We start from the raw sequence: 21,690 nt of genomic DNA on the forward strand, positions 1-21,690 counted from the left end.
AGGGGCCCGGACTCCTCCGAAAAGGTGTCCGGGCCCCTCAGTACTGCTCGTGAACGCTCGTACCGCCGGTGCTTACTGGTTCTGGTTCTCACCGCGGTAGTACTCGTACACCCAGCCCCACAGGCCGATCAGGATGATCGGGGCCGAGAAGTACATGAGCCACCAGCCGAAGACGACGCCCATGAACGCGAGCGCGCCACCGATGCCCAGCGAGAGCGGCTGCCAGCTGTGCGGGGAGAAGAACCCCAGCTCGCCGGCCTCGTCCGCGACGTCGGCCTCCAGGTTGTCCTGGGCCATCTCGTCCACGCGCTTGGCCGTGAAGGCCAGGTAGTAGCCGATCATGGCGCTCAGGCCGAAGGCCAGCGCGAGAGCGGTGGTTCCGACCGGCTCCTTCGACCAGACGCCGTAGACGACGGTCATGATCAGGATGAAGGCGGAGAGCCAGAGGAACATCTTGCCCTGGATCTTCACTTGCCGGCCTCCTTGCCACCGGTGACGGCCTTGGCCGGGGCGTGGTCCTCGAGGTGGTCGAGGGCCGCGATCTCCGGGTGGTGCAGGTCGAACGCCGGCGACTCGCTGCGGATGCGCGGCAGGGTGAGGAAGTTGTGCCGCGGCGGCGGGCAGGACGTCGCCCATTCGAGCGAACGGCCGTAGCCCCACGGGTCGTCGACCTCGATCTTCTTGCCGTACTTGGCCGTCTTCCAGACGTTGTACATGAACGGCAGGAAGGACAGGCCGAGCACGAACGAGCTGATGGTCGAGATCGTGTTCAGCATGGTGAAGCCGTCGGCCGCGAGGTAGTCCGCGTAGCGGCGCGGCATGCCCTCGGCGCCCAGCCAGTGCTGGACGAGGAAGGTGCCGTGGAAGCCGATGAACAGCGTCCAGAAGGTGATCTTGCCGAGACGCTCGTCCAGCATCTTGCCCGTGAACTTCGGCCACCAGAAGTGGAAGCCGGCGAACATCGCGAACACCACGGTGCCGAAGACGACGTAGTGGAAGTGCGCGACGACGAAGTACGAGTCGGAGACGTGGAAGTCCATCGGGGGCGAGGCCAGGATGACGCCGGTCAGACCACCGAAGGTGAAGGTGACCAGGAAGCCGATCGTCCAGAGCATCGGGGTCTCGAAGGACAGCGAGCCCTTCCACATGGTGCCGATCCAGTTGAAGAACTTCACACCGGTCGGTACCGCGATCAGGAAGGTCATGAAGGAGAAGAACGGCAGCAGCACACCGCCGGTGACGTACATGTGGTGGGCCCACACCGTCACCGAGAGGCCGGCGATGGCGATCGTCGCGGCGATCAGACCGATGTAGCCGAACATCGGCTTGCGGGAGAAGACCGGGATGATCTCGGAGACGATTCCGAAGAACGGCAGCGCGATGATGTACACCTCTGGGTGTCCGAAGAACCAGAAGAGGTGTTGCCACAGCAACGCGCCGCCGTTGGCCGCGTCGAAGACGTGCGCACCGAACTTGCGGTCGGCCTCCAGCGCGAAGAGCGCGGCGGCCAGGACCGGGAAGGCGAGCAGGACCAGGACACCGGTCAGCAGCACGTTCCAGGTGAAGATCGGCATGCGGAACATCGTCATGCCGGGAGCGCGCATGCAGATGATCGTGGTGATGAAGTTGACCGAGCCGAGGATCGTGCCGAAGCCGGAGAAGGCCAGACCCATGATCCACATGTCGGCGCCGATGCCCGGCGAACGGACGGCGTCCGACAGCGGGGAGTAGGCGAACCAGCCGAAGTCGGCGGCACCCGAGGGGGTGACGAAGCCGGCCACCGCGATGGTCGAACCGAAGAGGTACAGCCAGTACGCGAACATGTTCAGCCGCGGGAACGCCACGTCGGGCGCGCCGATCTGCAGCGGCATGATCCAGTTGGCGAAGCCGGCGAACAGCGGGGTCGCGAACATCAGCAGCATGATCGTGCCATGCATGGTGAACGCCTGGTTGAACTGCTCGTTCGACATGATCTGCGTGCCCGGACGGGCCAGCTCGGCGCGCATGAAGAGCGCCAGCAGGCCGCCGATCAGGAAGAACACGAACGACGTGACCAGGTACATCGTGCCGATGGTCTTGTGGTCGGTGGTGGTGAGCCACTTCACGACCACGTTGCCCGGCTGCTTGCGCCGCACCGGCAGCTCGTTCTCGTACGAGTCAGCTGCGGCGGCACCCTGGGATTCGTTGAGGATGCTCACAGTTTGTTCACTTCCGCATTCCGGGCGGGGTCAGTCTGCTTGATGCCGGCCGGCAGGAAGCCGGTCTGCCCCTTCTCCGCGAGCTCCTTCAGGTGAGCCTTGTACTCCGCCGGGGAGACGACCTTCACGTTGAAGAGCATGCGGGAGTGGTCGACACCGCAGAGCTCGGCGCACTTGCCCACGAAGGTGCCTTCCTGGGTCGGGGTGACCTCGAAGACATTGGTGTGGCCGGGGATGACGTCCTGCTTGAACAGGAAGGGCACCACCCAGAAGGAGTGGATGACGTCGTTCGACGACAGGACGAAGCGGACCTTCTCGCCCTTGGGCAGGAAGAGGGTCGGCCCCGGGTTGTTGGTCTGGGGGTTCCGGTCGCCGGGAACGCCCTTCTCGTAGACGCCCTCGGCGCCCGCCGGGAAGTCCTTGATGAAGCGGTCCGGGAGGGAGGCGAGTTCCTTGGGGGTCTCGCCCGCCTTCGGGGTAGCGGCATCGCCGTCGACGTTCTCGACGTAGTTGAAGCCCCAGCTCCACTGGAAGCCGATCACGTTGATCGTGTGCGCCGGCTTGGCGGAGAGGGAGAGCAGCTTCGACTCATCACGCGCGGTGAAGTAGAAGAGCACCGAGACGATGATGAGCGGGACCACGGTGTACAGCGCCTCGATGGGCATGTTGTACCGGGTCTGCGCGGGGACCTCGATCTTCGTCCGGCTACGCCGGTGGAAGATGACGCTCCACATGATCAGGCCCCACACCAGGATGCCCGTGATGAGAGCGGCCGCCCAGGATCCCTGCCACAGGGAGAGGATGCGAGGCGCCTCCTCCGTGACCGGGGTGGGCATTCCGAGGCGGGGGAAGTCTTTCCAGGTGTACGAGCAACCAGTGGCGGTCGCCAGGACCACGCCCGCAGTCAGCGCCTGCAGCAGCTTCCGCCGCATCGGGCGCCGCGGCGAGCGGTCGGAGCCGTAGGGACTCACGTAGCGCCTTCCCGAGAGTCTCGGCCCGCGCGGCCGGCCGCGGCCGTGTTCGGGTCGGTCGCCGGCCCTGACGCAGGCAGGGGTTTGGATGTTTATGCGGACCAAACCCTACTGGACGCTATTTGGGGTCGCGCGGGGAGGGTGCCCAACGCGCCGCTACTGCCCCCGAAGGGATGGATCCGCCGTACGGGGGACGGGCCGGACGGCCCTGAAGGGCGGGCTCCGGACGGCATCTGACGGTCCCTGAACCGGACGCGCGCGGGGCGGCCCCGCCCTGTCTGCGGCCGCCGTCTACCGTGGCCGGATGCCGTACTTCGACACCGCGTCCGCCGCTCCCCTGCACCCCGTGGCCCGGCAGGCGCTCCAGGCCGCCCTGGACGAGGGCTGGGCGGACCCCGCCCGACTGTACCGGGAGGGGCGGCGGGCCAGGCTGCTGCTGGACGCGGCGCGCGAGGCGGCGGCCGAGGCGGTGGGATGCCGCGCCGACGAGCTCGTGTTCACTCCTTCGGGGACGCACGCGGTTCACACCGGCATGGCGGGCGTGCTCGGGGGCCGCCGGCGGGTGGGCGGCCATCTGGTCGTGTCGGCGGTGGAGCACAGCTCCGTACTCCATGCGGCGGACGCGCACGCGGCGGCCGGCGGGACCGTGACGGAGGTCGCGGTGGACCGGCTCGGCGCGGTCTCCGCCGCCGGGTACGAGGCCGCGCTCGGCTCCACCACGGCTCTGGCGTGCCTCCAGTCGGCCAACCACGAGGTGGGCACGGTCCAGCCGGTGGCCGAGGTGGCCGAGGTCTGCGGGGCCGCCGGGGTGCCGCTGCTGGTGGACGCCGCCCAGTCGCTGGGGTGGGGCCGGGTGGAGGGCGCGTGGTCGGTCCTGGCGGCCAGCGCCCACAAGTGGGGCGGCCCGCCCGGGGTGGGCCTCCTCGCCGTCCGCAAGGGGGTCCGGTTCTCCGGCCAAGGGCCCGCCGACGAGCGGGAGTCGGGCCGCTCCCCCGGCTTCGCCAACCTGCCCGCCATCGTCGCGGCGGCGGCCTCGCTGCGGGCGGTGCGCGCCGAGGCGGACGCGGAGGCGGCCCGGCTGCGGATCCTGGTGGACCGGCTGCGGCGGCGGGTGGTCCGGCTGGTGCCCGACGTGGAGGTGGTCGGGGACGCCGACCGGCGCCTGCCCCACCTGGTCACGTTCTCCTGCCTCTACGTCGACGGCGAGACCCTGCTGCACGAGCTGGACCGGGCGGGGTACTCCGTCTCCTCCGGCTCCTCCTGCACCAGCTCCACGCTGACCCCCAGTCACGTGCTGCGGGCGATGGGGGTGCTGTCGGAGGGGAACGTACGGGTCTCCCTGCCGCGGGGCACCTCCGCCGACGAGGTCAACGGCTTCCTGGAGGTGCTGCCGGGCGCGGTGGCGGGGGTACGGGAGAAGCTCGGCGTCCCGGAGGCCGCGGCGTCCGTCCCCCCGGTGGCGGAGTCGGTCGAGATCGACGCGCTGGGCCTGCGCTGCCCGCAGCCGGTGATCGAGCTGGCCCGGGCCATCGCCACGGTCCCGGTCGGCGGCACCGTCACGGTCGTCTCCGACGACGAGGTGGCCCGCCTGGACATCCCGGCGTGGTGCGCGATGCGCGGCCACACGTACCTGGGCGAATCCCCGCGGGGGGCGGCGGTGGCGTACCGGGTCCGCCGCGAGGGCTGACGCCGTTTGCCGACGCGCCGGCCTCACGGCTGCGCCGGTTCGCGTGGCGGGGGCCGGCGGGTCGTGTGCGGGTGGTGTGCCGCTGCGCGGGCTGCTCCCCGCCCCACCCTTCGCCCGTTCCCCGGGGCTCAAACGCCGGCGGGGCTGAAGTCAGCCCCGCCGGCGTTTGAGGCGACGGGCGCGGAGCGCCCGGAACGGGTCCGGGCAGCGCCCGGGGAACGGTGGAAGGGCGGGTAGGGGACCAGCCCCGCGCAGCGGCCCACCCGGCCGCACACGTCCACCGGCCCCAGCCACGCGAACCGGCCCCGCCCCGCAGGCCACCGGACGGAGTCCGGCGCAGCGGCGCGAAGCCGGGGAGGCCCCCAGGGGCCGAGCCGCGCGAGCGGCGCGGGAAAAGGCGTGGCCCCCAGGGGCCGAGCCGCGCGAGCGGCGCGGGAAAAGGCGTGGCCCCCAGGGGCCGAGCCGCGCGAGCGGCGCGTCAGGAAACGGCCAGGTGCGCACGGACCTCGGTGGCCGCCTCGTCGCCGTAGGCCTTCGTGAAGCGCTCCATGAAGTGGGCACGGGCCAGGGTGTACTCCTGGGTGCCCAGGGTCTCGATGACGAGGGTGGCCAGCATGCAGCCGACCTGCGCGGCCCGCTCCAGGCCGACGCCCCAGGCGAGGCCCGTCAGGAAGCCCGCGCGGAACGCGTCGCCGACGCCGGTCGGGTCGACCTTCGCGGTCTCCTCCGGGCAGCCGACCAGGATCGGCTCGTGGCCGACGCGCTCGATGCGCACGCCCTGCGCGCCGAGGGTGGTGACGCGGGTGCCGACCTTGGCGAGGATCTCCTCGTCGGTCCAGCCGGACTTCGACTCGATGAGGCCCTTCTCGTACTCGTTCGAGAAGAGGTACGTCGCGCCCTCCATCAGGGTGCGGATGTTCTCGCCGTCCATGCGGGCGATCTGCTGCGAGAAGTCCGCCGCGAAGGGGATCCCGCGGGTGCGGCACTCCTCCGTGTGGCGGAGCATCGCCTCGGGGTCGTCGGCGCCGATGAGGACGAGGTCGAGGCCGCCCACGCGGTCGGCGACGGCCTTGAGCTCGATCTGCCGGGCCTCGCTCATCGCGCCCGTGTAGAAGGAGCCGATCTGGTTGTGGTCGGCGTCGGTGGTGCAGACGAAGCGCGCGGTGTGCAGCACCTCGGAGATCCGGACGGACTCGGTGTCGACCCCGTGCCGGTCCAGCCACGCGCGGTACTCGTCGAAGTCCGAGCCGGCCGCGCCGACGAGGATCGGGCGGCTGCCGAGCTGGCCCATGCCGAAGCAGATGTTCGGGCCGACGCCGCCCCGCCGCACGTCGAGGTTGTCGACGAGGAAGGAGAGGGAGACCGTGTGGAGCTGGTCGGCGACGAACTGGTCGGCGAAGCGGCCCGGGAAGGTCATGAGGTGGTCGGTGGCGATGGAGCCGGTGACTGCGATGCGCACGGCGTGGATGCTCCTGCGGAGGACGGCGGGTGACATTCAAAACTACCGGGTCCGCGCCCATACGCCGACCCGGCGAAACTACCCCGTAGTAGGACTTCCTTCGCCCAGGATGGCGCCCATACGGTGCCCCCATGACCTATACCGATGGCTTCGGGTACGCGGACCACGCCTTCGACGCGCGGCCCGGCTTCGCACGGCTGCTCGGCGACTGCGCCCGGATGGCTCCGCACTGGGCCGTGGAGCGGGAGCCCCGGCCGGGGCGGGTGGCGCCCTCGCAGATCCACGGGGTCAGGGTCCCGCCCGCCTCCGCCCGGCTGATCGCCGGTACCGCCGCGTACGGCGACTAGGGCTCCCGGCGCGTCCGGGGGAACGAGGGGAACCGGTTTCGCGGCCGACGCGTCACACCCGCATCACGTACGGCGGGACACGCTAAGGAGCGATGCGGTGACCAGCGAACAACCCGACACATCACGCGGCACACGGCGGCGGCCCGCCTGGGCCGTCGGCTCGATCGCGGCCGCCGTCCTGCTGGCCGGCGGCGGTACGGCGTACTGGGCTTCGACGGCGTACGGCGACGGCTCGGGCGGCGGCACGGCCCGTACGGCTGACAGCGCGGCGGTCGCGCCGCGCTCGGCCGGGTCTCCGACGGGCCCCGGCATCGCCCCCGGTGAGCCGGACCCCTCCGGCGGGCCGGTGACGTACCGGGCGGACGTGAAGCTGCCCGACGGGCCGGGTACCGCGCCGGCCTTCGCCGCGTCCGGGGAGGTGGCCTCCGACGAGGTGGCCCGGCTCGCGAAGGCGCTCGGCGTCGCGGGCGTGCCCCGGCTGGTCGGCGACACCTGGCAGGCGGGCGAGGCCGCCGACGGCTCCGGGCCCCGGCTCACGGTGACCCGCAAGGCCCCCGGCACCTGGGCGTTCTCGCGCTACCAGGCCGGCGGCGGCGTGGGGGACGACTGCGTGCGCGGCAAGGACACCTGCGGCCCGGCCACGCTCCCCCAGGGCCCCCAGGAGGGTGCCGGCGCGGCGAAGCCCGTCTCCGAGCAGGCGGCGAAGGCCGCCGCGGCGCCGGTGCTCGCGGCCGCCGGGCAGGGCGACGCCAGGGTGGACGCGCACCTCACCCAGGGTTCCGTCCGGGTGGTGAGCGCCGACCCGGTGGTGGGCGGGCTCCCGACCCAGGGCTGGTCCAGCAAGGTCAGCGTCGGAGCCGACGGCGCGGTGGTGGCGGGCAGCGGGGAGCTGAAGGCTCCGGTCCGTGCGGGCGAGCAGGCCGTGGTCGGGGCCGCCGAGGCTCTGGAGCGGCTCAACGCGGCGGCCAAGGGCGGCGGCGACGGCACCGGCCCGGGCCCGAGCGGCTGCGCGACGACGGTGCCGCTGACGCCGGACACCCCGACGGGCGCGACGGACACCCTGCCCTGCAATCCGGAGCCGCGGCCGATGAAGCCGCCGCGGACCGAGAGCGTGCGGGGCGCCGTGCTGGGGCTGGTCGCGGGAACCGTGGACGGCGGCCGGGGCCTCGTGCCGGCCTGGCTGTTCGAGGTGGCGGGCTCGCAGGGCGGGCCGGGCCGTACGGTGGCCCAGCCGGCCGCGGCGCAGGACGCGGGTACCGCGGCGCCGTCGAAGCCGCACACGGTGCCCGGGTTCTCGTACGCCCAGGCCGACCGGACGCTGACGGTGAACTTCTGGGGCGGGGTGTGCAGCACCTACACCCTGGAGGCCCGGGAGGAGGCGGCCTCGGTCCTGGTGAAGATCACGGACACGCCGAACAAGCCCGGCCAGGCCTGCATCATGATCGCGCAGGAGATGGCGCTGACGGCGACGCTCCAGCAGCCGCTCGGCGACCGCAAGGTGGTCGACGCCACGTCGGGCAAGCCGATCCCGCGCCAGTAGGCGCACGCGCGAAGGGCCCGGGCCCGGTCGGAATCGACCGGGCCCGGGCCCTTCGGCGCACCGCTGAGGTGCAGCCCTGAGGCACAGCCCCGAGGGCCGCCCCCGAGGCTTAGCTGAACGAGTCGCCGCAGGCGCAGGAGCCCGTGGCGTTCGGGTTGTCGATCGTGAAGCCCTGCTTCTCGATGGTGTCGACGAAGTCGATGGAGGCGCCGCCCAGGTACGGGGCGCTCATGCGGTCGGTGACGACCTTGACGCCGTCGAAGTCCTTGACGACGTCGCCGTCGAGGGAGCGCTCGTCGAAGAAGAGCTGGTAGCGCAGGCCGGAGCAGCCGCCGGGCTGGACGGCGACGCGCAGCGCCAGGTCATCGCGGCCTTCCTGCTCCAGCAGGGTACGGACCTTCTCGGCGGCGGCGTCGGACAGGAGGATGCCGTCGCTCACAGTGGTCTTGTCGTCCTGTACGGACATCTGCATTCACTCCCGAAGTGGGCGGCTCCCCGCCGGTGGCTGGGGAAACGTCGGACTCTTGCCGTCGATGGCAACCAGCGGGACCGCGGTTTCATTCCGGGTCCGGCGCCTCGTTTTCTCGTTTCATGCTCGCACACCCCGGCGGCCCGGTGGACCCCGTGACGAGGACCGGTGGAGTGGCGTACCCCGCAGCGGCCCCGCGGGGGCCCCGCAACGGGCGAATGCGTCACATCGACACTATCGGCATCGTCAAAGTGACGTGAAGCGGCTATGATAGATAGCGTCAAATAGACGAGAAGTGGCGATCAAAGCCCCCCGCAGTCCCAGAATTCCTTGTCGCAGAACAGAAAGGGTGCGTGTCGTGACCACCGCCCAGCCTTTGGACGTCCAGCCGACGCCCCTTGCCCTGCTGCTGCTCGGCCGTGAGGCCGACCCCAAGAGCGAGCGCGGGGTGGAGTGTCCCGGCGACCTGCCCTCGCCGTCCGACCCGGACCTGGTCGCACGTGCCCGTGCCGCCAAGGAGAAGCTCGGCGACAAGGTCTTCATCCTCGGCCACCACTACCAGCGTGACGAGGTCATCGAGTTCGCCGACGTCACCGGCGACTCCTTCAAGCTGGCCAAGGACGCGGCGGCCAAGCCGGAGGCCGAGTACATCGTCTTCTGCGGCGTGCACTTCATGGCCGAGTCCGCGGACATCCTGACCTCGGACGACCAGAAGGTCGTCCTGCCCGACCTCGCGGCCGGCTGCTCGATGGCCGACATGGCCACCGCCGAGCAGGTCGCCGAGTGCTGGGACGTGCTGACCGAGGCCGGGGTCGCCGGCGCGACGGTCCCCGTCTCGTACATGAACTCCTCCGCCGACATCAAGGCCTTCACCGGCAAGCACGGCGGCACGATCTGCACCTCGTCCAACGCGAAGAAGGCCCTGGAGTGGGCCTTCGAGCAGGGCGAGAAGGTGCTCTTCCTCCCGGACCAGCACCTGGGCCGCAACACCGCCGTCCGCGACATGGGCATGTCCCTGGACGACTGCGTCCTCTACAACCCGCACAAGCCGAACGGCGGCCTGACCGCCGAGCAGCTGCGCGACGCCAAGATGATCCTGTGGCGCGGCCACTGCTCGGTCCACGGCCGGTTCTCGGTGGACTCGGTCAACGACGTGCGCGAGCGGATCCCGGGCGTGAACGTGCTGGTGCACCCCGAGTGCAAGCACGAGGTCGTGGCGGCCGCGGACCACGTCGGTTCGACGGAGTACATCATCAAGATGCTGGAGGCGGCCCCGGCCGGCTCCAAGTGGGCCATCGGCACCGAGCTGAACCTGGTCCGCCGCCTGGCGAATCGATTCGCCCCGGAGGGCAAGGAAGTCGTCTTCCTCGACAAGACGGTCTGCTTCTGCTCGACCATGAACCGCATCGACCTCCCCCACCTGGTGTGGACCCTGGAGTCCCTGGCCGAGGGCAACCTGGTCAACCGGATCCAGGTCGACAAGGAGACGGAGAGCTTCGCCAAGCTCGCGCTGGAGCGCATGCTCTCGCTGCCGTAGCGGTCGCGGAGCGGAACGCGAAGGGGCCCCGGCCGGCGTCGTCGACGCCGGCCGGGGCCCCTTCGTACGTCCCTCAGACCTTGACCGTGCTGTCGTCCGAGGCGGACGCCGCGGACGGGACCACCGTGAGGCGGGCCTTGCGCTTCGCCCGGCGGCGCTCCTTGCGGAGCTCGATCATCGTGTAGAGCGTCGGCACCAGGAGCAGGGTCAGCAGGGTCGAGCTGACCAGCCCGCCGATCACGACCACCGCGAGCGGCTGCGAGATGAACCCGCCCTCACCGGTGACGCCCAGCGCCATCGGGAGCAGCGCGAAGATCGTCGCCAGGGCCGTCATCAGGATCGGGCGCAGGCGGTGGCGGCCGCCCTCGACGACCGCTTCGACGACGCCCAGGCCCTGCGCCCGGTACTGGTTGACCAGGTCGATCAGGACGATCGCGTTGGTGACCACGATGCCGATGAGCATCAGCATGCCGATCATGGCGGGGACGCCCATGGGGGTGCCGGTGGCGATGAGCAGGCCCAGCGCGCCGGTGGCGGCGAAGGGGATGGAGACCAGCAGGATCAGCGGCTGGACCAGCGAGCGGAACGTCGCGACCAGCAGCATGAACACGATCGCGATGGCCGCGAACATGGCCAGGCCCAGCGAGGCGAACGCCTCGTCCTGGTCCTCGGAGACCCCGCCGATGGCGGCGGTGGCGCCCTCGGGCAGGTCCAGGGCCTTGAGCTTGGACTGGAGCGCGGCGCTGACCGCGCCCGTGTTGTCGCCGACCGGCTTGGCGGTGATGGTGGCGGCGCGGGCGCCGTCGATCCGGGTCATCGCGACCGGACCGGGGACCTCCTTGACCTCGGCGATGTCACCGAGCCTGGCGGGGCCGACCGGCAGGGCCCGGAGCTCGGCCAGGGTGGTGGCCGGCTGCGCGGAGCGGATGACGACGTCCCGCTCGGTGTTGTCGAGCACGGCCTTGCCCACCGGGTTGCCGCGGACGGCCTGGGCGACGATCGCGCCCAGCGCGGCCTGGTTGAGGCCCGCCTCGGCGGTCTTGGGGGTGGCCGTGACCGAGATGCGGGGCACGGACTGGGCCAGGTCGCTCTGGACGTCGGTGACGTCCTTCAGGGTGGCCACCTGCGCGCGGACCTGTTCGGCGGCCTTGGCGAGGACGGCGCCGTCACCGGCCTTGACGACCACGCTCAGGTTCTGGCTGCCGAAGCCGCCGCCCGCCGAGATGGAGGTGTCGCCGATGCCCTGGAGCGTGCCGAGGGCGTCCTGGATGCGCTTCTTGACGGCGTCGGACTGCCCGGCGTCGTCCAGGGTGACCTGGAAGGAGGCCTGGTTGGTGCCCGTACCGCCGCCGAAGGCCGCGAGGAACCCGGAGGAGCCCACGGTGACCTGGTGGTCCTTGACGCCCTCGACGGAGTCCAGGGCCTTCTCCACCTTGCGGGCGGCCTCGTCGGAGGCGGCCAGCGAGGTGCCGGCGGGCAGTTCCTGCTTGACCGTCAGGACGTCCTGGTCGCCCTGGTCGAAGAAGTTCGTCTTCAGCAGCGGGGTCATCCCGAAGGTGGCGACGAGGACGACGGCCGCGATGGCGACGCTGGTCAGCCGGCGGCGGGTGGCGAAGCCGAGGACCCGTACGTAGAAGCGCTGGAGGCGGCTGTTGGCCTCCTTCTCCTCCGCCTCGCGGCGGGCCTTCGCCCGGCTTTCGGCGTCCGCCGACGAGACGCCCTTGGGGGCGCGCAGGAACCAGTACGACAGCACCGGCACGACCGTCAGCGACACCAGCAGCGAGGCCAGCAGGGCGGCGGTGACGGTGAGCGAGAAGGAGCCGAAGAGCTCGCCGATCATGCCGCCGACGAGGCCGATCGGCAGGAAGACGGCGACGGTGGTGAGCGTCGAGGAGGTGACCGCGCCGGCCACTTCCTTCACGGCGGTGGTGATCGCGGCCTCGCGCTCCTCGCCGTAGCCGAGGTGGCGCTTGATGTTCTCCAGGACCACGATCGAGTCGTCGACGACCCGGCCGATGGCGATGGTGAGGGCGCCCAGGGTCAGCATGTTGAGGGACAGGTCGCGGGTCCACAGCACGATCAGCGCGAGGACCACGGACAGCGGGATGGAGACCGCGGTGACCAGCGTCGAGCGGAGCGAGGCCAGGAAGACCAGGATCACGATGACGGCGAAGGCGAGGCCGAGCAGGCCCTCGGTGGTCAGGCCCGAGATGGAGCGGGCGACGGCCGGGCCCTGGTCGCTGACGACGGTCAGCTCGGCGCCGGAGCCGAGCGTCGAGCGCAGCTCGGGGAGCTTGTCCTTGACGGCGTCGGAGATGGCGACGGCGCTGCCGTCCTTGTCCATGGTCAGGACGAGGGCGAGGCTGGGCTTGCCGTTGGTGCGGGTGAGGGAATCGGCCCTGGCCGGCTCCTGCTTGACGGCGGCCACGTCACCGAGGCGGACGGCGGTCCTGCCGGGGCCCGGGGTCAGCCGGAGGTCCTCCAGCTGGGCGAGCGAGGTGTAGCCGGAGCCGACGCGGACGGTGCGGTTCTTGCCCTGTTCGTCGAAGGAGCCGGCGGGGACGGTCGTACCGCCCGCCCGCAGGCCCTCGGCCAGCGCGGCGCCGTCGAGGCCGGCGGCGGCGAGCTTGGCGTTGTCGGGGGTGACGGTGACCTGGAGGTCGCGCACGCCGTCGACGCTGACCTGGCCGACTCCCTCGATGTCCTCCAGGACGGGGACGACGGAACGGTTCAGCTGGTCGGCGAGCGCCTGCTGGTCCTTGTCGGAGGTGACGGCGAGGACGACGGTCGGGATGTCGTCGGTGGAGCCGGCCACGACCTGCGGGTCCACCTCGGCGGGCAGCCGGACGCGGGCCCGGTTGACGGCCTGCTGGACGTCGGCGACGAGCTGCTTGGTGCCGCTGTCGCCGTAGTCGAAGGTGGCGCGGATGAGGGCGTTGCCCTCGCTGGCGGTCGAGGTGATGCCGGTGATGCCGTCGACGCCCTTGAGGGTGTTCTCGATCGGCTCGACGACCTGCTTCTCGACCACGTCGGGCGAGGCGCCCTGGTACGGCGCGAGCACGGAGACCATCGGGAGTTCGATGGAGGGCAGCAGCTGCTGCTTGAGCTGCGGGATGGCTATGGCACCGAACAGGAGCGCCACGATCGACACGAGGCCGACCAGCGCTCTCTGGGTGAGGCTGAAGCGGGACAGCCAGGACATGGGTGTGGGATCTCTCTGCTGGTCGTTCGCGAGGGCCCCTCCAGCCTTCCGTACCCGGGAAGCCCGCTGCGTCGCTCCCAGGTGCCGTCCTTATGTGCGGCATACCGCGTCCGCAGTAGTCCGTCCTACTGCGGTGCGTCGCGGGTCACTCGGCGCGCGGCCGGACCAGTCCCGATTCGTACGCGATGACCACCAATTGCGCCCTGTCGCGGGCCCCGAGCTTGGCCATGGCCCGGTTGACGTGGGTCTTCACGGTCAGCGGGCTGACCTCCAGCCGGGTGGCGATGCCGTCGTTGGACAGCCCGCCGGCGACCTGTACGAGGACCTCGCGCTCGCGCCCGGTCAGCGTGGCGAGCCGTTCGGCGTGGGCGGAGCCGGAGGCGGGGGCGTCTGTGCGGCCGCCCTGCGCGAGGAAGCTGGCGATCAGCCCCTTGGTGGCGGCCGGGGAGAGCAGTGCCTCGCCGGCGTGGGCGACGCGGATGGCGTTGAGGAGCTCGTCGGGTTCGGCACCCTTGCCGAGGAAGCCGGAGGCTCCGGCGCGCAGGGCCGCGGCGACGTACTCGTCGACCTCGAAGGTCGTCAGCATGACGACGCGTACGTCCGACAGCTCCGCGTCGGCGCTGATCATGCGGGTGGCGGCGAGTCCGTCGGTGCCGGGCATCCGGATGTCCATGAGGACGACGTCGGCCCGCCGTTCACGGGCGAGGGCGTACGCCTGGGCGCCGTCCGAGGCCTCGCCGACGACTTCCATGTCGGCCTCGGAGTCGACGAGCACCTTGAACGCGCTGCGCAGCAGCGCCTGGTCGTCGGCGAGCAGGACTCGGATGCGGGCGGGGCCGGCGTCGGCGGGATCGGTCATGCCGTCAGGGTATTCAGCCGAGGGCGAGGACCAGCAGGACGGTGGTGGCGGCGACCTCGCAGACGGCGCCGAAGACGTCCCCGGTGACCCCGCCGAAGCGGCTGACGCAGCGGCGGAGCAGGAGTTCGGCCGTGAGCAGGGCGGCGAGGACGGCGGCCGCGTGCTGTGCGGCGGCGGACGGGCCCGCCGGGAGGGCGGCCAGGGCGGCGAGGGCGACGACGGAGGCGGCCGCGCAGGCGGCGGCCCGGTGCGGGACCACGCCGGCCACCGCCGCGCCGAGCCCCTCGGGGCGGGCGGCGGGGACGCCCTCGCGGGAGGCCAGGGTCATCGCGAGGCGGGCGGTGACGGCGGCGAGCACGGCGGCCAGTGCGCCCCGGATCCAGCTGTCGGCGTACGCGTTGGCGAGGGCGGCCACCTGGACCAGGAAGACGACGAGGAGGGAGATGACCCCGAAGGGGCCGATATCGGACTGCTTCATGATCCGCAGGGCGTCCTCGGCGGGCTTGGCGCTGCCCAGCCCGTCGGCCGTGTCGGCCAGGCCGTCCAGGTGCAGTCCGCGGGTCAGCGCCGCCGGTACGGCGACGGTGACGGCCGCGGCGAGCAGCGGGCCGCCGCCGAGGAGCAGCAGGAGCGTGCCGGGTACGGCGGCGAGCAGGCCGACGGCGAGGCCGGCGAGCGGGGCGCAGGCCATGCCGGTGCGGGCGGCGGCCCGGTCCCAGCGGGTGATGCGCGCGGGCAGGACGGTCAGGGTGCCGAAGGCGAAGCGGATCCCGTCGGCCAGGGGGGCGCGTTGGCCGGGCGGCGGCAGCGGATCATCGGTCGAGTCTGTCATCGGCGCGAACGCTACCCGCTTACGGTGAGCGGTAAATTGCTCAATACGTGTCATATGGGGAGCGGGTGTCGTGGGTCACTGGTGGGAACGCAACATCATCGAGCCGGGCAAGCTCCCCCTGCTCCTCGCCCTGCTGTCCTTCGTACTGTCGTTCCTGGTCACACGGGTGATCACGAGGCTGATCCGGGCCGGCCGGGGGCCCTTCAAGAACATCACCCCGGGCGGGCTGCACGTCCACCACGTCGTGCCGGGCGTGGTCCTCGTCATCATCGGCGGGTTCGGCGCGATCGGCAGCGGCGGACACAGTTTCGGCGCCGGGCTGTCGGCGGTCCTCTTCGGCCTGGGGGCGGGCCTGGTGCTGGACGAGTTCGCGCTGATCCTGCACCTCGACGACGTCTACTGGAGCGAACAGGGCCGCAAGAGCGTGGAGATCGTGGTGCTGACGGCCGCCGTGGTGGCGCTGGTGCTGGGCGGCTTCCTGCCCTTCGGGGTCAACGAGCTGTCGGCGCAGGAGCGGCACAGCCGCGGGCTCGTCGTCATGAACACCGCCACCAACTTCTTCCTGGCCCTGATCGCCCTGTGGAAGGGGAAGCCGCGCACCGCGATATTCGGCCTGGTGATCCCCTTCGTCGCGCTGATCGGGGCGGTGCGCCTGGCCCGGCCCGGGTCCCCGTACGCCAAGCGCTTCTACGCCAACCGCCCGCGCGCACGGGCGAAGGCCGGGCTGCGGGCCTTCCACCACGACCGGCGGTGGGCCCGGCCCCGGCGCAAGTTCGAGAACTTCATCAGCGGGCTCTCCGACCCGGAGAAGCACCCCGCCGCCGACCGGCGCGAGTAGGACCCGGACGGCACGCGGGGCCCGCCCCCGTGCGGTACGGGGGCGGACCCTGCGCGGTGTCGGTGTGCGTACCCGGGTACCCCGGCCGCCTCAGCCCGGGATGAGGCCGTCGTCGCTGAGCATCTCCCGCACCTCTTCGAGCGTCGCGTCGGGCGCGGGCAGGATCAGCTCGGACGGATCCAGCGCGTCGTCCGGCAGCGGACTGCCCAGGCGCCGCACCGCGTCGAGCAGGGCGCCCAGCGTGCGCCGGAAGCCCGCCTCGTCGCCGGACTCCATCTCCTCCAGGAGCTCGTCGTCCAGCGCGGCCAGCTCGGCGAAGTGCTCGTCGGCCAGGCGGACCTGGCCCTCCCCCATGATGCGGACAATCATGACGGGCCCCTGTCCTACTGCTTGTCGAACCGGTGCTGGGTCTGCTGCGGCTGCGCCGTACCGGGGGCGCCGCCCTCGATGGCCTGCTGCTGCGCGGACGGGCCGCCGGCCAGCTCGGCCTTCATCCGCTGGAGCTCCAGCTCGACGTCGGTGCCGCCGGAGAGGCGGTCCAGCTCGGCCTGGATGTCGTCCTTGGATCCCAGACCGCTCTGGTCGTCCAGGGCCCCGGAGGCGAGCAGCTCGTCGATCGCGCCGGCCCGCGCCTGGAGCTGGGCCGTCTTGTCCTCGGCCCGCTGGATGGCGAGGCCGACGTCGCTCATCTCCTCCGAGATGCCGGAGAAGGACTCCGCGATGCGGGTCTGCGCCTGGGCGGCCGTGTAGGTGGCCTTGATGGTCTCCTTCTTCGTACGGAAGGCGTCCACCTTGGCCTGGAGGCGCTGCGCGGCCAGCGTCAGCTTCTCCTCCTCGCCCTGGAGGGTCTGGTGCTGCACCTCCAGGTCGCTGACCTGCTGCTGGAGGGAGGAGCGGCGGGACAGGGCCTCGCGGGCCAGGTCCTCGCGGCCCAGGGCGAGCGCCTTGCGGCCCTGGTCCTCCAGCTTGGCGGACTGGCTCTGCAGCTGGTTCAGCTGGAGCTCCAGGCGCTTGCGGGAGGTCGCCACGTCGGCGACGCCCCGGCGCACCTTCTGGAGCAGCTCCAGCTGCTTCTGGTAGGAGTAGTCGAGGGTCTCGCGCGGGTCCTCGGCCCGGTCCAGGGCCTTGTTCGCCTTCGCGCGGAAGATCATCCCCATACGCTTCATGACACCGCTCATGGGCTTCGCGCGCCCCCTTCTAGACGGACTGTGCTCCAGGTCACCGACAGGACCCACAGTACGGGCCCTGTCTCTATTACCGCACTGTTCGAGTACGGATGCGCTCCTCCTCCAGGACGAGTACCCCGGTGCCGTATCAGGCGTAAGGAGTAGGTGGTCCCCGAGACCCCGGACGCCCGGAATCCCGCGTACCGCGAAGAGGCCCGCACTCGGTAGACGCCCGCCGTTGCCGGATCGTTCCCCGCCGGGGTGGGGCCCGTGGCCCCGACCACGTAGGCTTGGGTTTTGTGTTTGGTAGCCGCTCCTCCAAGGAAGAGAAGGCCTCCGCCACCGACAAGGTGAGCGCCGGCCCCTCGCAGCCCCGTGACCCGCAGGCCCCGAAGGGCCGCCCGACGCCGAAGCGTGCTGTGGCCCAGTCGCAGCGCAAGGCCGTGGTGGCCTCGACCGGCAACCGCAAGGAGGACGCCAAGCGAGCCCGCGAGCGTCGCCGCGAAGAGATGGCCAGGCAGCGCGAGGCCCTCGCCAACGGCGACGAGCGCTATCTGCCCGCCCGCGACAAGGGGCCGGTCCGCCGGTTCGTCCGCGACTTCGTGGACTCCCGCTTCTCGGTCGCCGAGATGTTCCTGCCGCTGGCCGTGATCATCCTCGTGCTGAGCATGATCCGGGTGCCCTCGATCCAGAACATCGCCCTGATGCTGTGGCTCGGCGTGATCGTCCTGATCATCCTCGACTCCATCGGCCTGTGGTTCCGCCTGCGCAAGGCCCTGAACGAGCGCTTCGCGAACGAGCCGCGCCGCGGCGCCGTCGCCTACGGCCTCATGCGCACCCTCCAGATGCGTCGCCTGCGCCTGCCCAAGCCGCAGGTCAAGCGCGGAGAGCGGCCCTGACCGCAGCGACGCCCGGAGCACCAGGGGCATCGTCGGGGGAGGGCTTCTCAGGAGGAGCCCGGCTGTGGCTGGAGGGACTGGGCGGACTGCGCAACGCCGTCCGCCAGGAACTCGTGGGCCGGCAGGTCGAGGAACAGATCACGCACCGCTTCCCGGTGGGACAGCGGCTGCGGGTCCTCGACGTCGGCATGGGCCAGGGCACCCAGGCGCTGCGCCTGGCCCGGGCGGGACACCGCGTCACCGGCCTGGAACAGGACGCCGCCATGCTGGCGGTCGCCCACGCGGCACTCGCCGCCGAACCGGCCGGGATCCGCGACCGGGTCGAGCTGGTGGAGGGCGACGGCCGGGAGACCGGCGCGCACTTCGAACCGGGCAGCTTCGACGTGGTCCTGTGCCACGGCGTGCTGATGTACGTGTCGGAACCCGACGCGATGCTCGCCGGGCTGGCCCGCATGCTCGCCCCCGGCGGGCTGCTGTCCCTGCTGGTGCGCAACGGCGACGCGCTCGCGCTGCGGCCCGGACTGGCGGGCGACTGGGCGGGGGCGCTGGCCGCCTTCGACACCGTCGACTACACGAACCGGCTCGGCCTGGACGTACGCGCCGACCGGCTGGCCGACCTGACGGCGACGCTGTCGGGCATCGGCGCGCCGCTGCACACCTGGTACGGGGTCCGCGTCTTCACCGACGGCACCGAGGCGGCCGCGGAGCTGCCGCCGGACGAGGAACTGGAACGGCTCCTGGCCGCGGAGGAGCGGGCCGGCCGCACCGACCCCTACCGGGGGGTGGCGGCGTTGCTGCACCTGTGCGGAGTGCGCGGGTAGCACGCCGCCGGGGAGCCGCTGCGCGGGCTTGCTCCCCGCCCCGCCCCTCGCCCGTTCCCCGGGGGCTCCGCCCCCGGCCTCCGCGCCTCAAACGCCGGCGGTGCTGGATCCATCCAGCCCGCACGGCGTTTGAGCGCACAGGGGTCAGGGGTCAGGCTTCCGTGGCCGCCCGCAGGCTCATCGGGTAGATCTGCGTGCCGTCCTCGAACAGGGTCACCTTCTCCGCCCCGCCGTCCAGCAGCTCCTTCCAGACCTCACCGATCCAGGACTCCGCGTCCCCCTGCGTGGTGAACTCCTCCGGCTCCACCGCCGGAGCCACCTCGCTGCCGTCGGCCGCCTCGAACCGCCACGTCCACGCCATGTCCGCCTCCGTTGTTCGTCCGCGATCTCACGCTTCTCGCCTTGAGTGTGCCCAGAGAGTAGCCGGGCGCGCAGCACTACCGGCGACGCGGGAGGATCTCTGTGTGGAACTCACTCTGCTCGGCACCGGTACCCCCGAAGGCCTGCCCCGCCCCGGCTGTCCCTGCGCCGCCTGCGCGGTCTCCGTGGGCGGCCTGTCCCGCGGCGCGACCTCCGTCCTCGTCGACGGGGCGCTGCTGCTCGACCTCACCCCCGGAGCCGTGCTGGCCGGGGCCCGCGCGGGGCATTCGCTGGCCGGCGTACGGCAGGTACTGCTCACGCACCCGCACGACGGGCCCCCCGTCGAGCTGCCGCCCGGGCTGCCCGCGGCCGGGCGGGTGCCCGACGGGCGGGAGCTGTCGGTGATCAGCGGGCACCGGGTGCGGGCGGTGCCGATGGACGCCCCTGGCACCGGCTACGAGGTCACCGGCCCCGACGGCGCCCGGCTGCTGTACCTCCCCCCGGGCGGCGCCCCCTCCGGGACCGGTGACGGGGACGCGCAGCGCCCGTACGACCTGGTCCTCGCCGACGTCCTCGGCCGGCCCGAGGCACTGGCCCGGCTGCGCGCCGGCGGCGCCGTCGGCCCCGCCACCGACGTGATCGCCGTCCACCTGGACCACGACACTCCGCCCGGCCCGGAACTCGACCGCCGCTGCGCCGCCGCCGGGGCGCGGGCCGTGCCCGACGGCACCACCGTGGCCGCCGGCGAGTACCGCGCGGTACCGGACGTGCCGCGCCGCACCCTGGTGCTGGGCGGCGCCCGCTCCGGGAAGTCCTTCGAGGCCGAGCGGCGCCTGGCCGCGTTCCCCGAGGTGGTCTACGTCGCCACCGGCGGCACCCGCGACGGCGACGCGGAATGGGCCCACCGGGTCGGCCTCCACCGGGAGCGGCGCCCCGCCACCTGGCGGACCGTGGAGACCTGCGACCTGGCCCCCCTGCTGGAGCGGGACGGCCCCCCGCTGCTGATCGACTGCCTCGCCCTGTGGCTCACCGACGCCATGGACCGGGCCGGCGCCTGGGACGACGCCGTGTGGGCCGCCGAGGGCCGCAAACTGCTGCGCGCACGGGTCGACGAGCTGGTCTCGGCGGTCCGCGCGAGCCGCCGCCCCGTGGTCCTGGTGAGCAACGAGGTCGGGGCCGGAGTGGTGCCCGCGACCGCGTCCGGGCGGCGGTTCCGCGACGAGCTCGGCCGCCTCAACAACGCGGTCGCGGGCGAGTGCGAGCACGTACTCCTGGTGGTCGCGGGGCAGGCCCTCGTCCTCAAGGAACAACCGAGGTGAAGCGGAGCCGGTACACCCCCCGGAACAGGGCCCGGGCGGCTGTAATCTCTGGCAGATGACCACGCTGAATCTCGACGACTTCTCCGATCTGATCGAACGCCCCGACGGGGGCGTCCGGCGTGACGCCGAGGAGCGTCGTGAGCGGCTGGCCGTGCCGCCCGGCGCCCTGGGCCGGCTCGACGAGCTCGCCGAATGGCTGGCCGCCGCGCAGGGACAGGTCCCGGTCAAGCCGATCGAGCGGCCGCGCGTCGTCCTGTTCGCCGCCGACCACGGCATCGCCTCCCAGGGCGTCTCCGCCCGGCCCGCGGGCAGCGCCCACGAGCTGGTGCGCGCCGTCCTCGACGGGGCCAGCCCGGTCTCCGTGCTGGCCGCCCGGTTCGGCGCGGGCGTCCGCGTCGTCGACGCCGGCCTGGACTGCGACCCCGGGCTGCTGCCCGAGGACGTGGTGCGGCACCGCGTACGGCGCGGCAGCGGCCGGATCGACGTCGAGGACGCGCTGACGGCCGAGGAGGCCGAGGACGCGCTGCGGCTCGGGATCCGGATCGCCGACGAGGAGGCCGACTCCGGTACGGACCTCGTCGTCCTCGGCGACCTCAGCGTCGGCGGCACCACCGTGGCGGCCACGCTCGTGGCCGCGCTCTGCGGGACGGACGCCTCCGTGGTCACCGGCCGCGGCGGCCTGCCCATCGACGACCTGGCCTGGATGCGCAAGTGCGCCGCCATCCGCGACGCGCTGCGCCGCGCCCGCCCGGTGCTCGGCGACCAGCTGGCGCTGCTGGCTGCCGTCGGCGGCGCGGACGTCGCCGCGATCACCGGCTTCCTGCTCCAGTCCGCGGTACGCCGTACGCCCGTCATCCTCGACGGGGTCGTCTCGGCGGCCTGCGGGCTGGTGGCCCAGCGGGCCGCCTTCCGCGCCCCCGACTGGTGGCTGGCCGGGCAGTCCAGCGGGGAGCCGGGCCAGGCGAAGGCACTGGACCGGATGGCACTCAACCCGGTGCTCGACCACGGCGTCACAGTAGGGGAAGGCACCGGCGCCCTCCTGGCGCTCCCCCTGGTCCAGGCGGCCGCCGCACTAGCGGCGGAACTCCCGGTGGGGGCACCTCCCGGCGGTAGCCGGGAGCGGGCTGCTGCGCAGCAGCCGACGGACTGAGACACCGGGCACTACGGGCCTGACCAGTCCGCAGTG

General features: G+C 72.2%; 20 protein-coding genes. 9 read left to right on the forward strand and 11 right to left on the reverse strand.

The annotated features are described in order from the left end of the window. Positions 1-72 precede the first annotated feature (72 nt). From D1J60_RS10325 to coxB, 3 genes are read right to left on the reverse strand one after another with little or no spacing between them, the layout of a single operon-like run. Positions 73-471, reverse strand: a complete 399-nt coding sequence (locus D1J60_RS10325; protein ID WP_125594501.1) for a cytochrome c oxidase subunit 4 — start codon at positions 469-471, stop codon at positions 73-75. Beyond that, positions 468-2,198 (reverse strand): cytochrome c oxidase subunit I, encoded by a 1,731-nt coding sequence (ctaD, locus tag D1J60_RS10330; protein WP_125594502.1) that lies wholly within the window; start codon positions 2,196-2,198, stop codon positions 468-470. The genes D1J60_RS10325 and ctaD overlap by 4 nt, the downstream gene beginning before the upstream one ends. Beyond that, on the reverse strand, positions 2,195-3,169 hold the full coding sequence (coxB, locus tag D1J60_RS10335; RefSeq protein WP_125594503.1) for a cytochrome c oxidase subunit II: 975 nt from the start codon (positions 3,167-3,169) through the stop codon (positions 2,195-2,197). Before coxB ends, ctaD begins: the two co-directional genes overlap by 4 nt. Before the next feature lie 304 nt (positions 3,170-3,473). Here coxB and D1J60_RS10340 point away from each other — a divergent pair, with 304 nt between their 5' ends. Next, the gene (locus tag D1J60_RS10340; protein WP_125820895.1) at positions 3,474-4,856 is read left to right on the forward strand and encodes a cysteine desulfurase/sulfurtransferase TusA family protein; all 1,383 of its coding nucleotides are present in this window, start codon (positions 3,474-3,476) and stop codon (positions 4,854-4,856) included. Between the two features lie 478 nt (positions 4,857-5,334). Here D1J60_RS10340 and D1J60_RS10345 read toward each other — a convergent pair whose 3' ends face one another. After that, complete coding sequence (locus D1J60_RS10345; RefSeq protein ID WP_125594505.1) at positions 5,335-6,315, reverse strand: carbohydrate kinase family protein; 981 nt, start codon at positions 6,313-6,315, stop codon at positions 5,335-5,337. 131 nt (positions 6,316-6,446) lie between these two features. Here D1J60_RS10345 and D1J60_RS10350 point away from each other — a divergent pair, with 131 nt between their 5' ends. Together D1J60_RS10350 and D1J60_RS10355 are read left to right on the forward strand one after the other, a co-directional pair. Further along, the gene (locus D1J60_RS10350) at positions 6,447-6,662 is read left to right on the forward strand and encodes a hypothetical protein (RefSeq protein ID WP_125594506.1); all 216 of its coding nucleotides are present in this window, start codon (positions 6,447-6,449) and stop codon (positions 6,660-6,662) included. 97 nt (positions 6,663-6,759) lie between these two features. Next, on the forward strand, positions 6,760-8,202 hold the full coding sequence (locus D1J60_RS10355) for a hypothetical protein (protein ID WP_125820896.1): 1,443 nt from the start codon (positions 6,760-6,762) through the stop codon (positions 8,200-8,202). A 109-nt stretch (positions 8,203-8,311) separates the two neighbouring features. On the opposite strand, the gene D1J60_RS10360 is transcribed toward D1J60_RS10355, so the two are convergent. Beyond that, positions 8,312-8,668 (reverse strand): iron-sulfur cluster assembly accessory protein, encoded by a 357-nt coding sequence (locus D1J60_RS10360; RefSeq protein WP_030029080.1) that lies wholly within the window; start codon positions 8,666-8,668, stop codon positions 8,312-8,314. A 361-nt stretch (positions 8,669-9,029) separates the two neighbouring features. Here D1J60_RS10360 and nadA point away from each other — a divergent pair, with 361 nt between their 5' ends. Next, positions 9,030-10,208, forward strand: a complete 1,179-nt coding sequence (nadA, locus tag D1J60_RS10365) for a quinolinate synthase NadA (protein ID WP_125594508.1) — start codon at positions 9,030-9,032, stop codon at positions 10,206-10,208. Positions 10,209-10,281: 73 nt separating this feature from the next. Here nadA and D1J60_RS10370 read toward each other — a convergent pair whose 3' ends face one another. From D1J60_RS10370 to cobS, 3 genes are all read right to left on the reverse strand, one after another. Next, positions 10,282-13,410 (reverse strand): efflux RND transporter permease subunit, encoded by a 3,129-nt coding sequence (locus D1J60_RS10370; RefSeq protein WP_125820897.1) that lies wholly within the window; start codon positions 13,408-13,410, stop codon positions 10,282-10,284. A 145-nt stretch (positions 13,411-13,555) separates the two neighbouring features. Then, on the reverse strand, positions 13,556-14,269 hold the full coding sequence (locus D1J60_RS10375; protein ID WP_125820898.1) for a response regulator transcription factor: 714 nt from the start codon (positions 14,267-14,269) through the stop codon (positions 13,556-13,558). A gap of 13 nt (positions 14,270-14,282) precedes the next feature. Next, positions 14,283-15,101 (reverse strand): adenosylcobinamide-GDP ribazoletransferase, encoded by an 819-nt coding sequence (gene cobS / locus D1J60_RS10380; protein WP_125820899.1) that lies wholly within the window; start codon positions 15,099-15,101, stop codon positions 14,283-14,285. A 70-nt stretch (positions 15,102-15,171) separates the two neighbouring features. Here cobS and D1J60_RS10385 point away from each other — a divergent pair, with 70 nt between their 5' ends. Then, entirely contained in the window at positions 15,172-15,939 is a 768-nt protein-coding gene (locus D1J60_RS10385; RefSeq protein WP_125820900.1) for a hypothetical protein, read from the forward strand. Positions 15,940-16,029: 90 nt separating this feature from the next. Here the strand turns inward: D1J60_RS10385 and D1J60_RS10390 are convergent, their stop codons facing one another. Next, on the reverse strand, positions 16,030-16,308 hold the full coding sequence (locus tag D1J60_RS10390) for a hypothetical protein (RefSeq protein ID WP_125594513.1): 279 nt from the start codon (positions 16,306-16,308) through the stop codon (positions 16,030-16,032). A gap of 14 nt (positions 16,309-16,322) precedes the next feature. After that, positions 16,323-17,117 (reverse strand): PspA/IM30 family protein, encoded by a 795-nt coding sequence (locus D1J60_RS10395; RefSeq protein WP_125594514.1) that lies wholly within the window; start codon positions 17,115-17,117, stop codon positions 16,323-16,325. A gap of 287 nt (positions 17,118-17,404) precedes the next feature. On the opposite strand from D1J60_RS10395, the gene D1J60_RS10400 reads away from it, so the two are divergent. Next, the gene (locus tag D1J60_RS10400; protein ID WP_164720874.1) at positions 17,405-18,004 is read left to right on the forward strand and encodes a DUF3043 domain-containing protein; all 600 of its coding nucleotides are present in this window, start codon (positions 17,405-17,407) and stop codon (positions 18,002-18,004) included. Between the two features lie 113 nt (positions 18,005-18,117). Beyond that, a complete protein-coding gene (locus tag D1J60_RS10405; protein ID WP_241253203.1) occupies positions 18,118-18,825 on the forward strand; it encodes a methyltransferase domain-containing protein in 708 nt (235 codons plus the stop codon). 151 nt (positions 18,826-18,976) lie between these two features. Here the strand turns inward: D1J60_RS10405 and D1J60_RS10410 are convergent, their stop codons facing one another. Then, positions 18,977-19,186: a hypothetical protein gene (locus D1J60_RS10410; protein WP_125594516.1), complete on the reverse strand. Its 210-nt coding sequence runs from the start codon at positions 19,184-19,186 to the stop codon at positions 18,977-18,979. A gap of 103 nt (positions 19,187-19,289) precedes the next feature. Here D1J60_RS10410 and D1J60_RS10415 point away from each other — a divergent pair, with 103 nt between their 5' ends. Both D1J60_RS10415 and cobT read left to right on the forward strand, forming a co-directional pair. Further along, positions 19,290-20,504, forward strand: coding sequence for a bifunctional adenosylcobinamide kinase/adenosylcobinamide-phosphate guanylyltransferase (locus D1J60_RS10415; protein WP_125820901.1), 1,215 nt, complete (start codon positions 19,290-19,292; stop codon positions 20,502-20,504). Positions 20,505-20,559: 55 nt separating this feature from the next. Continuing rightward, positions 20,560-21,654 (forward strand): nicotinate-nucleotide--dimethylbenzimidazole phosphoribosyltransferase, encoded by a 1,095-nt coding sequence (gene cobT / locus D1J60_RS10420; RefSeq protein ID WP_125820902.1) that lies wholly within the window; start codon positions 20,560-20,562, stop codon positions 21,652-21,654. The last annotated feature ends 36 nt before the right edge of the window (positions 21,655-21,690 follow it).

The sequence above is a fragment of the Streptomyces sp. W1SF4 genome, assembly GCF_003950035.1.
Lineage (GTDB): Bacteria > Actinomycetota > Actinomycetes > Streptomycetales > Streptomycetaceae > Streptomyces > Streptomyces racemochromogenes.

Coding starts and splice junctions, on each gene's coding strand:
- D1J60_RS10410 (WP_125594516.1), bottom strand. CDS start 19,186: ATGGCGTGGACGTGGCGGTTCGAGGCGGCCGACGGCAGCGAGGTGGCT.
- D1J60_RS10390 (WP_125594513.1), bottom strand. CDS start 16,308: ATGATTGTCCGCATCATGGGGGAGGGCCAGGTCCGCCTGGCCGACGAG.
- D1J60_RS10360 (WP_030029080.1), bottom strand. CDS start 8,668: ATGTCCGTACAGGACGACAAGACCACTGTGAGCGACGGCATCCTCCTG.
- D1J60_RS10340 (WP_125820895.1), top strand. CDS start 3,474: ATGCCGTACTTCGACACCGCGTCCGCCGCTCCCCTGCACCCCGTGGCC.
- D1J60_RS10370 (WP_125820897.1), bottom strand. CDS start 13,410: ATGTCCTGGCTGTCCCGCTTCAGCCTCACCCAGAGAGCGCTGGTCGGC.
- D1J60_RS10375 (WP_125820898.1), bottom strand. CDS start 14,269: ATGACCGATCCCGCCGACGCCGGCCCCGCCCGCATCCGAGTCCTGCTC.
- D1J60_RS10395 (WP_125594514.1), bottom strand. CDS start 17,117: ATGAGCGGTGTCATGAAGCGTATGGGGATGATCTTCCGCGCGAAGGCG.
- D1J60_RS10350 (WP_125594506.1), top strand. CDS start 6,447: ATGACCTATACCGATGGCTTCGGGTACGCGGACCACGCCTTCGACGCG.
- cobT (WP_125820902.1), top strand. CDS start 20,560: ATGACCACGCTGAATCTCGACGACTTCTCCGATCTGATCGAACGCCCC.
- cobS (WP_125820899.1), bottom strand. CDS start 15,101: ATGACAGACTCGACCGATGATCCGCTGCCGCCGCCCGGCCAACGCGCC.